Raw genomic sequence first — 13,069 nt, forward strand, 5'->3', positions numbered from 1 at the left:
ACCTCTCCCAGTCTTGCGGAAAACCTTACTCTTTATTTTTAATCTTAAATCATGCTCTCTATGCTAAGTCGCTTAACAGCCACAACTTATAAGCAGATCAAGTTCGCTTAAGTTTTTCAGTGTTAGCGATAAATAACGCAATAACTAACAGCAAAATTGCACCTGATTGAATTAGCGTATCAACAGAGTCTTTATGCTCAACAATAATTAAACGTACGATTGCCGTTATTCCAATATAAATAAAATATCTAAGAGGGAAATGCCCACCAGATAAAAAATACTTAACAATAAGCGCAATAAACTCAAAATAAAGAAAGTAGATCAAAATACCTTCTAGCAATTGATAAGACGACTCTTCTGCACCTAAATTAAATAATAATGAAGCAATTACGTAAGTTTCTTTGATAAGAAAACTAACCAATACAATTGCTAAAATAAGTAATCCAATATTAAGCACCCACTGTAATATAGTGGCAATACATTTCAGTAAGTCTTCGCTTGATTTTCTCATATAAACTATAACCTAGTGGGATCATTCCATGATGTGTAACAAATGATAAAAGGCCTATTAGGCAATTTGGCTAAATTTTAATGGATTTATGCATTCATCACACTATTTTTTATCTTTTAGAGCCAAAAAGCCAAGAATAATGATGCAATAATCGCAATATTTACTTTTAAATTTCAACTTGTAAGCCAGTTTACTTATACTTAATTTAAGAGCTAATTTATTGAAAAGGCACACTATGGCTAACAAATACCTCGTTGCAATTGATTTATTAGAAGATAGCAGAATTCAGCGCATGATCGAAGATATTCACTTCCTAGCTAGGAAACCAGAAAATTATTTCCATTTCATTACAGTTATGCCTAATTTACGCTCTTTAGAAGCTTATGGACTTAATTGTGATAGCAGATCTGTCGTTGAGAAAAAGCAACAAGCTTTAGTTCTATTAACTGAAAAATTAGAACAATGTGTAAAACAACAATTTAATTTACCCAAAGAACAATACCAATGTCATGCCGTTATTGGTACGCCTAATTACAATATTCTAGAATTAGCAGAAAAAATTGATGCAGATACCCTTATTATAGGTTCCAGCTCACGCAATAAACGCAATATATTGCTGGGTTCTACGGCAGATTATATAGTGAATAATACGTCACGTTCAGTAATGGTCATCCGCAAGTAAGACCACGCACCTTCTTTTCTTTTGGCAATAAATAATACTAGATTATTTATTGCCAAAAGAACTCTGCAATTATTTTCATTATAAATAGCACTAAATGCGCCTTAATTTTTTCATTTAAAAGAGCTAACTTGTTAGAATACAGACCAAAAAAACTAAAATTTTAGGTCTATTTTATCGCTGTTTCAGCTTGATCCTAAATTTACTTCCAATAAATTTATTTTCATTCTCTGTCTTCCAAACCTTAAATGAGATACTTATGAATCAAGATCTAAAACAGAAAATCTGTACATTTGAAGAAGGTTCCCCTGATGAAAATCCGTGGGTAAATGGAAAACCAACACCAAGTATGATAAAGATTGAGCCCTATAATGAATTATGGGTAACATTATTTAATCAACAAAAAGAAAATATTACCCAAAAATTAAAAGATAAATGTTTAGCCATTGAGCATATTGGCTCAACAGCAGTACCTGGATTAGATGCAAAACCGATCATTGATATTGACTTAATTGTTGCAGATCCTGCTGATGAGCCCCGCTATATTCCTTGGTTAAATCAGTTAGGCTATGAACTTACAGTAAGAGAACCTTCTTGGTATCAACATCGTATGTTGAAACTAGAAACACCCAAAGTGAACCTACATATATTTGCACCTAATTGTCCTGAACATCTTAGACATATTTTATTTAGAGATTGGTTAATTACCCATAAAGAAGATAGAGAGTTATATATCGATGCAAAACTCAGTGCAAAAGAAGATGTTGAAAATGTACATCAATATAACCAGAAAAAAGATCACGTTGTAAAAGTTATTTATCAGCGAATTTTTGATTCACTTTAAGCAACTACTCTCCTTTTTATTTCATATCCTCACACTATTCCTAACGTGAGGATATAAATTTTATTGTTGGTTTTTATTCAAAAGATAAAGACTGCCCTGCATTAAAATCTTCTGCATTAAGATATTTTCGCCCTAATACGCCAGTACAATGACATCCATAGACATCAATATTTGTATCTATGGCTTTTTTCGCACGTTGTAATGCTGATGGTGTCGCACAACGTAAATGCAATCCTCCTACAATCGCTTGAATTTGGTTGTTTCCTGTTATTCTTTTCGCGTGTCCAATGATGGATTCGATACCTGAGTGACTACAACCTGTGATAATCACTAAGCCTTTCTTTCCTTGCCAAACAAGAAAGCTATCATCAAGAACATAGTCATCTTCTTCGCCTGATTCATGAATAATAACACCGTAGCGTTTATTCACTTGTCGTTGGGTCACTTGCCCCGAATAGATAAAGTTTTCTTCAATGGCTAACGGTGCTTGTGTTAATTCAAAAGAGAACTGTGTTTCAAGTTTTTTGCGATCAAATAAAGGTGCTAACCGTTTAAATTTAATATTTTTATTGCCTAAAAAAAGTGCTGAATAACGAACAGAAAATAGATGGGGATGAGCGATAATTCGTGGTTTATGAATAAAAAAATCTACTGGCAAATGCGTGAGTCCACCCAAATGATCATAATGCCCATGAGACACAACAATTGTTTTCAACGTGGTTAAATCAATACCCATTTTTTTGGCATTTGAAATAAAAGTAAGGTCTTTTCCAGTATCAAAGAGAATTTTAGCTTGGCACTCATCATCTTCTAACAATAATGATAAACCAGGGTAGTGGTTAAGTTCAGGATTAATTGATTTGTTTTCTAGCAATGCGGTGATCGTTAACATAGGGATTTTTTAATTATTATCAGGAGATAACTTATAGTAATTAAAAAAAGAATTTGTTCCAAATATAAAAGCTGTCTATCTGTACAATTGCTTTACCTTTGAAGCCACATAATCGCTGTTACGCACGAACAGAACATAACAGCGATATCACTAAATCTGCAAATATTCTTATTTATCGCTATAAAAACATTAGGCTTATCTTATCGCCCTATTTTCTTACTACCATAACAGAACGTTTTGCATAACGTGTAATATCTGCAGCAGTTGAACCTATATGATATGAATCATCTTCCGGATTATGCGAGCCAATCACAATTAAATCCGCATTCACTTCATCAGCAACCTGCAATATTGCATCTCTTGGTGTACCAATACAAATGTGAGTTTGCATTCTATCGTCAGGTAAATCAAAACGTTCGATTATTTTTTTAAGCTCTTTTTCCGCAGACGTTTTTAAGCATCCTTGATCTAATTGATCACCATTCATAACAAGTCGATAATAAGAAGATTGCGGAAGTTTAGGAAGTACATACAAAAAGTGAACATAAGGATCTTCATTTTTTGCAATATTTTCCACTAACGGAATTGCTTTGTTCATCAGGTTATCTTCATCAATATCAATGGGAACCAAAATATTCTTATACATACCGCCTCCTTTTATTTTAATTGTAGGATAGTGTATTTTTAGAAAAATGCCGGATGTAGTTAACATATTTTAAAAATATTTTATTTAGGAAAAATAACGTCTGTTTTTCACTCAAATTAATGATGAAAATAAGTAAAAAAATGAAAATAAATATAAGCTTTATTCTTGATGATTTTTTATTTTAGAAACTATTAATTATTTTATTAGTAATGACATTTTATTTTTAATAAAAAGCCTTATTAAATAATAAGGCTCTCTCGTTTTACTATGTAATCGATGTGGTCGTCGTTATGTTATTTTTGAACAGCATTTTTCTGTTTGTTCTTCTTAACGTATTGATAACCAACTGCTAATGCAATAAACCACAGTGGAGTCACACTTAATGCTTGGCGAGTATCATGTTCAAAGGCTAATAGCACTGTCATAAATGCAAAAAATGCAAGACATAGCCACGACATAATAATTCCCAAAGGCATTTTATAAATAGACTTCTCATGCAATTGTGGACGTTTTTTACGATATGCCAAATAAGAGCATAAAATCATACTCCAAATAAACATAAATAATAACGCCGAGACTGTTGTTACCAAGGTAAATACGTGCATAACATCAGGAATAAAGTAAATTAATATAATTCCACATGACAGGCATAAGCTAGTAAATAACAGCCCATTCGCAGGTACTGCACGCTTAGATAATTGACTAAACTGTTTTGGCGCTTCACCTTCTTTAGATAAACCGAATAACATTCGGCTTGTGGAAAATATCCCACTATTCGCAGAAGAAGCAGCGGCTGTTAATACAACAAAGTTTACTAAACTCGCTGCTGCTGGTATTCCTATCATAACAAATAGCTCAACGAATGGGCTTTTATCTGCCAAAATAGAACGCCATGGAGTTACCGACATAATAATGGCTAATGCTAATACGTAAAAAGTAATAATACGGATAGGAATAGCGTTAATAGCTTTTGGTAAGGATTTTTCTGGATTACGCGTTTCTGCAGCAGCGGTACCGACTAATTCAATCCCAACAAAAGCAAAAATAGCAATTTGGAATCCAGCAAAAAAACCACTTAGTCCTTTGGGGAACATTCCTCCATCATTCCAAATATTTTCTAGTGCGGCAGTGTGCCCTGCTGGAGATTCAAATCCAATACTGATAAGAACAATACCTACAATAATTAAAGAGACAATTGCGGTTATTTTTATCATGGAGAACCAGAATTCCATTTCTCCGAAGAGCTTGACTGTCGCTAAATTTAAAATAAGCAATGTCAGTACACAAATAAAGGATGTACCCCACTCAGGAAAATTAGGTGCCCAATAACTAATATAAGACGTTATAGCCACAATATCGGCAATACCCGTAATGACCCAGCAAAACCAATATGTCCAACCGACAAAGAAGCCAGCCCACGGCCCTAATAAATCACCAGCAAAATCACTAAATGACTTATATTCTAAATTCGATAATAACAGCTCGCCCATGGCTCTCATTACAAAGAACAAGACAAAGCCAATTATCATATAGACAAAAATAATTGATGGCCCAGCTAACGAAATGGTTTTCCCTGATCCCATAAATAGACCAGTACCGATAGCACCACCAATAGCAATTAATTGAATATGACGATTTGTTAGCCCGCGCTGTAGAGTGGCATTTTTCACTCTAACGGGAGGAGAAATTTCTGTTTGATCTTCCATACAATACCTGAAGTGTTTTCATATTTTCGATGTTGTTTTCACCGCTATTTTATTTTTTGACGCGGCAATATGTTTGCGAAATTATTGTGACACAAATCTCAGTATAAGTAATGAAAAGATCACTTTTAGTAAAATGAATGATGCTTTGATAACCAGATAAGATCCTTTCTTTAATTTACTCGGCGATATTTTATACATTTGAAAAAAAATCAAAATAAGCGCTTGACCAACGCATTTGAGAGGAGAATAATCAGCGCATCGGGTTGTTAGCTCAGTCGGTAGAGCAGTTGACTCTTAATCAATTGGTCGGGAGTTCGAGCCTCCCACGACCCACCAAATTTACGCTGATAAATCAGGCAATTGAACCACTTCGTAAGAAGTGGTTTTTTGCTTTTGGAATAAAACTGTCGCGAAAGTGTCACATTTATCTTAAGTTAAACACTCAAAATAATACGGTAATTAAAGAAAATAGCATCCACTTATTTTTCATCCAAATTTAAAATAAATAGAATCAATCAAAACAAACAATTAATCTAGTTTAGCTGGATAATTCAATACAAACCGCCAGAAAGCCTATTTTATCTCTTTTTTATCTTTAAATTCCCCGCCAAAATCATCAATCAAAACATAGTTAATGGTATTTATTCTACTATCTACTAGGTTGGTTTGCTGTTTGGAAAATGGCGCTATCATAGGAATAAGAATATTAGGATCATTTTCACTTGATGCTGATTTAATGGTGACATAAAAAGGTGTCGGGTTTTCAATTGTTAACTGTTTATCTGATTTCGTAAAAATAAGAGCGCTACTGACATCGGAAATCGCCATAACTAAATCATCAGGGCGATAAAATACTTTTACTTGTAATCTAACGACGACATTAATTAAACCTTCATCATATTTTTTATTCGCTGGCTTAGGCATGATTTCATATAAATTCAGCCAATAAAGTGTTTCTTTCTCTTTATCTGTATTGGTAAATTTATTAATCACTCGTACCTGTTGTGATTCACTAGGTTTTAATTGTAAAACTGATGGTAGTGATAAAGCGGAAACATCGGTTATGGTTTCTGGGGTATTTTCTGGGTTACCATCATCCACCCATGTTTGAACCACCACTGGAAACTCACCATCATTTTTTATATTTAATGATGCTTCTCTGTCTGAGTGATAAAGCACCACTCTTGAACCATCTAATGCTAAATTCGCTTTGGCGATAAACGAAAAACACAGTAACAGAATAAAAATACTGATCCTTTTCATATTTATTGCACCTGTATAATCACTTGTAATGTCGCATTAAATTTACCTGCAGTTATTTTCTCTCTCGGTAACGCTTCTAATGAGGCATATAATGTTTTAGTTAAATCGGCAATACCATTATTAAATGAGACTGAATTAGCATCATCATAAACAGGATACCAACCGTAGCCCTCACCTTGTCCTTCATTAGCTAATGTTGATAATAAATTTAATGCTCCACCTGATGGGCGATATATTCTTACACCAACCCCTTTTGCCATATTTGAGTCAGTACCATAACCGTCTGTCACTAAATGGGTAATTGCGGCACCATTAGGTACTGTTAATCCTAATTCAATTGCCTTATTGACATTCGCTGGTCTGGGTAAAAATCCCATTGCAGTTTGTCCTGCTCCCGTTCCACTAGAAATATTGCTCATGCCATCACTCGCTGGTGATGTTAATTGGCAATAAAAATCAATCGTAATAGGTAAAGTCACTTTTTTACCACTAGCTAACTCATTAATAGTGACCAATGGGAATGAAACATAAGGCGTAACATTTCGCACAAAACAAGTGGATGCATTACGAATATAAATACGGCGAGACATATTTACAGCCGCAGGCCAATAAGCATAAAAGCCATGATAGTTTGTCGCGTGATCTGAACCATCTTTTAATAAATAAGAGAAATTAGAACTTTGAAAAGCAATATAACCTGCCGGTTGGTTAATAAAAGTAATTAAGCCACTACTTGATTGTGCTGGTGGCATATCACTTGTTCTTTCATAGTTAATCTTAAATAACTCGACTTCCATATTAGAAAAGTTTTTTGCTTTTACTAAGATCCATCCTAGACTATCTCTTTCTAAATTATCTAAAGCACGAGATTTCCAATAGCGACTGTAATATTCGCCTGTAATGGTGTTTTTAATGCGAATACCTAATCCTCTTGCCAGACTAATATAAGTATCATTTAAGCCTAATGCAGGATTAACTAAATTTTTGCCACCATAGTTATAGTCGCCATTAGTTGAGTAAAACTCTCTTAATTTACCCTCTTCATCGGCGGTGCAACGAAATAATATTTGTTCAGGATCATATACTTCATAACCAGCCTCAAAAAAAGAAACAAAACCACTTGCCACTAATGTACCCGGAACTTGAAACTGGTCGTTATTGACATTAATTACTTTTGGCGTACTTCCCATTGAGCCAGAATCATCTCTTGCACCAGCCCAACTTTTCGCTGAACCTTTGCCGGGTTCGGTATAATACGAACTATTGGGATTCGTCGTCGTGGTTGTTATTTTATAACATGTTGCTAAAGCTAAAGAAGGAAATAGCATCAACGCCAATAAAATAGAGGACTGACAAGAAAGTAAACAGCGATTTAATTTCATAAGCATTGACCTGATAATAAAATGAGTTTATCGGCTTCTTTTTCTTCTGGTATTGAGTAATCGATTTGGCAACTATCTTCATCTTTACCGACAGTTAGTGTCCCTTTTTTATTTTCAACTCTGACATAAATCTGATTACTTTGTCCCACCATGCCAACAATATGTCTATCTTTATCATAGATATTTTCACCTAATGCCAATGAATTTGCAGGCTTAACCGAAATCAATACAGGATATCCGACTTGGGTTTTAAAGACGATTTTAGTACTAGAACCTGAATATGGCGCTATTTGCTTAGTATTTTCTAATAACTCAATATTATTATTCCTAATATTTTTCCCATCCAAACTAACATTATTATATTGGTAAGGGACAAGAGATGGCACTATGGCATAACCAAAGGGATCTATGCGTGCTCCCATACCATTACTCACACTCGCGCCACTTGCACCTTTTGCTTCGACTAAAGCAAAAGAATCACTAATACGAGGCCCTAACGTTACCCCTCCACTGTGTGCAACTAACGCACCTTGAATACCAACACTACCTTGAGTGTAATGTTTACCATTAGAGATACTGCCTGATAACGTGGTAAAAGGAAGCTGTTTGATTAAATGCAAACCACTGCCTACCGCTCTATTTTGTGTGTCGTAATCTGCATTTACACTATAAGAAAGTGTTTTATCTTCTCCTAAAAGCCCTGATAAATTCGTTTGATAACTCGAATCATCACTAGAATGGCTAGAAGATAACGATAGCATTGGTGAATAATCAGAACGTCCTAATGGCATAGAAACAGATAGCATCACCATATCTTCTGATATCGGATCCGTTGTTATTGGTGTGAAGGTATTATTCGCTGTCATTTGACCCGTTTTTTGGCGGCTATAGGCAAGACTATAAGCTATATCTTTATAGGTATTTGAATAACCAATTTGATACTGAGCATCATGCCCTTTATTACCATAATAGTTACTGATAGAGCCTGAAATATAAAGTTGTCCCCACTTATCAAGAGACTGATTAACACTAAGTGTAAACTGGCTTTCTTGGTTATAACTGCTGGAATTCCATTCCATGTCATTACTTGCACTTTTTCTTAACCCCAAGACATCATTATATTCGCGGAAATTCTCTGTTGAATATTTATAGCCTGCAAGTGTAATAACGGTATTTGTTGGGCTAAAAGTACGGCTATAACTAATACCTAAACGCCCACCTTGATAATTTTTGCCACCCACATCAGCATTTGAAAATGCCGAATTAAAACCTATTGCTCCTAATTTTGTGGCAATAACAGAACCGACAAATACTGCCTGATACTGATGTCCTACACGCACCCCAGTATTTAACGTTACAGTGTTATTCATGCCATATTGCAAGGCGACATCTGAAAAATAACTATTTTCTGAACCGAAATTATTCACTTCACCCGCGGTAAAGTTATATTTAAAGCGGCCTGCCCTTACTGACTCAGGTAATGCAGTGAATGGCACAGTGAAAGAAGAAACTTTGCCATTACTCTCGTTAATCTCAACTAATAAATCCCCTTCATAACTGGTTGGATAAAGGTCATCTATTTCAAATTGCCCTGGTGATACTGTCGTTTGATAAATTTCAATACCATTTTGCTTTATCACCACACGAGCAGTAGTCGTCGCAATTCCACGAATAACAGGCGCATAGCCTTTTTGAGAATCTGGCAACATTCTTTCATCAGACATTAATTGAATGCCTTTAAAGGCCAGACTTGAAAATTGTGCACCTGTTGTATAGATATCACCAACAACTAACATCGACTTTAATGTCAATAAAGGTTTTTGTAGATAAGTTCTTATCCAATTAAATTCACTATTACTTCCCGATTTCGATGAGTTATAAGAGTAAGACGCCTGTTGGCGAAATTGCCAAGTTCCCAGATTTACACCCATGTTGATACTACCAAAACCATAGTCTGAAGTTTGTCCGTTCGATTTATTCTTATAGTAGTTACCAGAATAATTGGTGAACAACATAGTGTTGCCTGCATCTAAATCGTCTTCATTAACATAGCCTTGTGGTCTTCGTTTTAATAAGATTTGAGGCACTGCAATCATTATTCTAAAGTTAGAAGCATCAAACGAATCTACAATATTTTTATTGATCTGGTTTAATACTAAACATTGACCATTATCTTGGTTGCTCTCGTTATCAAGCAAAATACCCATTTCATCAATCTGTTGTTGATCAAAACACGGTATCACTTTACCTTTATCATTTAATTGAAAACTCACTGTTTTTCTTTCAAGAAAACGATTATTAATATAGATATCAACATCGTAATCACCAGGATCCACATAATTACTATCGTGAAGCTGATTAATGTTGATATTATTCTTGCTACCTAATAATAGAGAAGGATCAAATTCATAATCATCAGCGAATGCAGAAGGCATTGATTGAATAAATAGAGAAAATGAGCCGATTATAAATACGACTTTTATTCTCTTATTTAATTGCGCTATGCTTTTTTCTATGAATTTCATTTCAATGCCATTTTTATTAATGAATTAAATCTGTTGCGCTGTTTTGCCCACCTAGATCATTAAGGTATTTATAGGTTATTTTATCGGGTGAAAATGAAAGTTTTTCTCCATTTTCAGCGGTTAATATTTCTGTTGATAATGGAGATACCATAGTTGATTTAAATGCAGATTTTTGTCCTGACGCATTCGTAGCTTCAAGTTGTGCAAATGACACAAAGAAAGGTGAGTCGTTTTTAACTTTTATATTGCCATTACTTTCTTTTAAGAATGATATTTGTTTCTCGATATTATTTAGCTGAGAGACAATCGCTGTTGGACGATAGAATATTTTTAATCGATGATGCACAATAACCGTAAAGCTATTTCCTTCTTTTATATCTTTATTCAAATCTTTAGGAGGAATTTGCGCCACATTTAAATAGAAAATAGATTCTTTATCTTGTGGTAACCCTTCACCCGTATAAATTAATCGTGCATCTCTCCCTGTTTTAGGGTCGATACGAAAGACAGGAGGCTGAATAATAAAAGGAGCATCTGCATCATCTGGAGTCGAATTAGGATTATCTTTATCCGCCCATATTTGCATAATGTAAGGAATTTCATCGTTATTCATAAATTTTAAAACTTCAAAGCGTGAATCCGATGAATAAACAATACGTGTTTTTAGCATAGTGACACTAGAATACGATGCTGTGCTATAACTTAAAAAAAATACGGCAATTAACATTATTATTTTTTTCATTATTTATCTTCCTCTTATATAAATAGAAAATGTCTCCTTTATATAAAGGAGACATATAAGCATTATTGATAAGAGATAGAGTACTGCACGCTACCTTCTACTTTACCAGCTGTTGCAACATCATCTGCATAATAACGCACAGCATAATCATAAGATGCTGATTTTTCGTTTGCTTTTAATACTAAACCTTCGTTACCTACACCTGTTAAATCAATTTTGGTGCCTGTTTTTGCAGGATCAATAATTTCTAAGCTAACATTGTTATTTGCCGCAGTATTACCAATACGACCTTCTGTTGTCAGATTATTAGCAATAAAAATAGTTTTAATATTTGTATCTGTTGGTTTAGAACCTGTACAACCACTCACTGCGATTGTAAATGGTGTTTGACCTGCTGTTTTACCCGCTGTATCTAATGCAGTTACGGGTACTGTTGGTAATAAAACAACTGGAAGTGCTGAATTACCATTAACAGTTACAGTACAAGTTTCATCAGAAACTTCGCCTTGAAAACGAATGGTATTATCAGAAGCCGCATAAACTGTTGATGAAAAAATACCTGCGATCATCGCAGCAAGAAGCATTTTATTCATAATAAAACTCTCTCCGGTAATATATCTAAATAAGTTTATTTTTGGGTTTTGAATAAAAGAAAAGGCAGACACGAAATAATAATGGTTTAATAACCTTATTTCATGTTTATTACGTACTAATATTTAAGTATGCATGATTATCAACTTATTTACTCATAAAATGCAACTATCTTCATCGTATATAGAGGCTAATACGTATATATCTTTCGATTTTAAGTATATTCTTATAGTCAAAATACGACTATTGCGCATTTTTTAACAAAAAAACGTTAATTTTATTAGGATTAATATTAAAAATAACATTAATTTACCTTAAATTGATATTTGTCATTTTTAATAAAATAAGACCAATCATTTATTAATTATTTTTAAATTTAAAAATAAAATTGTTTCTATTCTTTATTTGATTATCGAATAATTACTTATATCACTATTTTCTTTCAGAGATATTTAAATTAGATTAATCAATTAATATTTAGTTAATTGATTAATCTAATTCATAATCAGCATATTCGTTATATCACATTTAATATAACCATAAATTGTTTAATTTATTTTTATTAACTTATTAATAAAGTATAATGATGATATTTTTGAATAACGTCATCTTTTCACTCGTTATTATATTTTTTATATTACTGTTTATATATTTCTTTAATCTAAACGTAAAATATTCTCAAAATTATTTGCTTTCGCTTTGCTTGGAGTGATAGAAATAAAAACAATATTTGCTGCCTTTTTTAATGAAATCTTATAATTTCCTATTGGTAACGAGATAATATCACCAGAACGATACAGTGGATCATCTGGCTCTAAATCACCGCCAGTAGTGTCCTCTCCCGCACCAATAAAGACTTTACCCGATGGACAGCTTATATTTATTTTTACATCAGGCTCTTCGATGTTGTCGCATAGATTTATTGTGTAAAAGCCATCATTACCTAACCCAATAAATGCAATATTACCCTTGTTCATTTCCTCTAACTCATCATCTGGTATGCTCCACCAATCTGCTGTATCTGATTTTCTATGTCGGATCGCTTGTAAATCAAAAATGGCCAGAGTTGCTGTATCAGTCATAAAAGAAAACACGTTTGACATCTTAATGCTCCCAAAACAGTTCTGAACGTACCAAATATTTTTTCTTTATATACCGGTTAATCATATAGGATTTTATCTATACAATTTAGCAAACCAATTCCCTATACTAGACCTATATTTTATAAATCAAAATGTAGCTTGAATACATATACTCTAAATAATTCAAGATTCCGCTAGGCGACAAG

12 protein-coding genes and 1 tRNA gene are annotated in these 13,069 nt (G+C 33.6%); 3 read left to right on the top strand and 10 right to left on the bottom strand.

The window, feature by feature from the left end; genetic code table 11:
* Nucleotides 1-97 precede the first annotated feature (97 nt).
* Nucleotides 98-511: a phosphate-starvation-inducible protein PsiE gene (gene psiE, locus NBG71_RS06225; protein ID WP_023581865.1), complete on the bottom strand. Its 414-nt coding sequence runs from the start codon at nucleotides 509-511 to the stop codon at nucleotides 98-100.
* A gap of 235 nt (nucleotides 512-746) precedes the next feature.
* Between psiE and NBG71_RS06230 the strand changes: the two genes are divergently transcribed.
* Both NBG71_RS06230 and NBG71_RS06235 read left to right on the top strand, forming a co-directional pair.
* Complete coding sequence (locus NBG71_RS06230; RefSeq protein WP_075674135.1) at nucleotides 747-1,193, top strand: universal stress protein; 447 nt, start codon at nucleotides 747-749, stop codon at nucleotides 1,191-1,193.
* A gap of 256 nt (nucleotides 1,194-1,449) precedes the next feature.
* Entirely contained in the window at nucleotides 1,450-2,034 is a 585-nt protein-coding gene (locus NBG71_RS06235) for a GrpB family protein (protein WP_075674136.1), read from the top strand.
* A gap of 73 nt (nucleotides 2,035-2,107) precedes the next feature.
* On the opposite strand, the gene NBG71_RS06240 is transcribed toward NBG71_RS06235, so the two are convergent.
* The 3 genes from NBG71_RS06240 to cycA all read right to left on the bottom strand — a co-directional run bounded on the left by NBG71_RS06240 (nucleotide 2,108) and on the right by cycA (nucleotide 5,278).
* Nucleotides 2,108-2,926: an MBL fold metallo-hydrolase gene (locus tag NBG71_RS06240; protein ID WP_250916653.1), complete on the bottom strand. Its 819-nt coding sequence runs from the start codon at nucleotides 2,924-2,926 to the stop codon at nucleotides 2,108-2,110.
* Between the two features lie 208 nt (nucleotides 2,927-3,134).
* Complete coding sequence (locus NBG71_RS06245; RefSeq protein ID WP_075674138.1) at nucleotides 3,135-3,572, bottom strand: universal stress protein; 438 nt, start codon at nucleotides 3,570-3,572, stop codon at nucleotides 3,135-3,137.
* Between the two features lie 293 nt (nucleotides 3,573-3,865).
* Nucleotides 3,866-5,278 (bottom strand): D-serine/D-alanine/glycine transporter, encoded by a 1,413-nt coding sequence (cycA, locus tag NBG71_RS06250; protein WP_075674139.1) that lies wholly within the window; start codon nucleotides 5,276-5,278, stop codon nucleotides 3,866-3,868.
* A 260-nt stretch (nucleotides 5,279-5,538) separates the two neighbouring features.
* On the opposite strand from cycA, the gene NBG71_RS06255 reads away from it, so the two are divergent.
* Nucleotides 5,539-5,614: transfer RNA gene (locus tag NBG71_RS06255), tRNA-Lys, on the top strand.
* Between the two features lie 237 nt (nucleotides 5,615-5,851).
* Here NBG71_RS06255 and NBG71_RS06260 read toward each other — a convergent pair.
* From NBG71_RS06260 to NBG71_RS06285, 6 genes are all read right to left on the bottom strand, one after another.
* On the bottom strand, nucleotides 5,852-6,541 hold the full coding sequence (locus NBG71_RS06260) for a fimbrial biogenesis chaperone (protein ID WP_099660604.1): 690 nt from the start codon (nucleotides 6,539-6,541) through the stop codon (nucleotides 5,852-5,854).
* A gap of 2 nt (nucleotides 6,542-6,543) precedes the next feature.
* On the bottom strand, nucleotides 6,544-7,923 hold the full coding sequence (locus NBG71_RS06265) for a fimbrial protein (RefSeq protein WP_250916654.1): 1,380 nt from the start codon (nucleotides 7,921-7,923) through the stop codon (nucleotides 6,544-6,546).
* Nucleotides 7,920-10,448, bottom strand: coding sequence for a fimbria/pilus outer membrane usher protein (locus NBG71_RS06270; protein WP_250916655.1), 2,529 nt, complete (start codon nucleotides 10,446-10,448; stop codon nucleotides 7,920-7,922). The genes NBG71_RS06265 and NBG71_RS06270 overlap by 4 nt, the downstream gene beginning before the upstream one ends.
* 16 nt (nucleotides 10,449-10,464) lie before the next feature.
* Complete coding sequence (locus NBG71_RS06275) at nucleotides 10,465-11,190, bottom strand: fimbrial biogenesis chaperone (RefSeq protein WP_083629133.1); 726 nt, start codon at nucleotides 11,188-11,190, stop codon at nucleotides 10,465-10,467.
* A gap of 62 nt (nucleotides 11,191-11,252) precedes the next feature.
* Nucleotides 11,253-11,783 (bottom strand): fimbrial protein, encoded by a 531-nt coding sequence (locus NBG71_RS06280; protein WP_075674142.1) that lies wholly within the window; start codon nucleotides 11,781-11,783, stop codon nucleotides 11,253-11,255.
* 654 nt (nucleotides 11,784-12,437) lie between these two features.
* On the bottom strand, nucleotides 12,438-12,884 hold the full coding sequence (locus NBG71_RS06285) for a DUF6386 family protein (protein ID WP_075674143.1): 447 nt from the start codon (nucleotides 12,882-12,884) through the stop codon (nucleotides 12,438-12,440).
* Between the last annotated feature and the right edge of the window lie 185 nt (nucleotides 12,885-13,069).

Origin of the sequence: Proteus sp. FZP2095 (assembly GCF_023701425.1) — a bacterium.
Classification (GTDB): Bacteria; Pseudomonadota; Gammaproteobacteria; order Enterobacterales; family Enterobacteriaceae; genus Proteus; species Proteus cibarius.

Excerpts from the sequence above, each read along its gene's own strand:
- psiE (WP_023581865.1), bottom strand. The coding sequence starts at position 511 with ATGAGAAAATCAAGCGAAGACTTACTGAAATGTATTGCCACTATATTA.
- NBG71_RS06230 (WP_075674135.1), top strand. The coding sequence starts at position 747 with ATGGCTAACAAATACCTCGTTGCAATTGATTTATTAGAAGATAGCAGA.
- NBG71_RS06235 (WP_075674136.1), top strand. The coding sequence starts at position 1,450 with ATGAATCAAGATCTAAAACAGAAAATCTGTACATTTGAAGAAGGTTCC.
- NBG71_RS06240 (WP_250916653.1), bottom strand. The coding sequence starts at position 2,926 with ATGTTAACGATCACCGCATTGCTAGAAAACAAATCAATTAATCCTGAA.
- NBG71_RS06245 (WP_075674138.1), bottom strand. The coding sequence starts at position 3,572 with ATGTATAAGAATATTTTGGTTCCCATTGATATTGATGAAGATAACCTG.
- cycA (WP_075674139.1), bottom strand. The coding sequence starts at position 5,278 with ATGGAAGATCAAACAGAAATTTCTCCTCCCGTTAGAGTGAAAAATGCC.
- NBG71_RS06260 (WP_099660604.1), bottom strand. The coding sequence starts at position 6,541 with ATGAAAAGGATCAGTATTTTTATTCTGTTACTGTGTTTTTCGTTTATC.
- NBG71_RS06265 (WP_250916654.1), bottom strand. The coding sequence starts at position 7,923 with ATGAAATTAAATCGCTGTTTACTTTCTTGTCAGTCCTCTATTTTATTG.
- NBG71_RS06270 (WP_250916655.1), bottom strand. The coding sequence starts at position 10,448 with ATGAAATTCATAGAAAAAAGCATAGCGCAATTAAATAAGAGAATAAAA.
- NBG71_RS06275 (WP_083629133.1), bottom strand. The coding sequence starts at position 11,190 with ATGAAAAAAATAATAATGTTAATTGCCGTATTTTTTTTAAGTTATAGC.
- NBG71_RS06280 (WP_075674142.1), bottom strand. The coding sequence starts at position 11,783 with ATGAATAAAATGCTTCTTGCTGCGATGATCGCAGGTATTTTTTCATCA.
- NBG71_RS06285 (WP_075674143.1), bottom strand. The coding sequence starts at position 12,884 with ATGTCAAACGTGTTTTCTTTTATGACTGATACAGCAACTCTGGCCATT.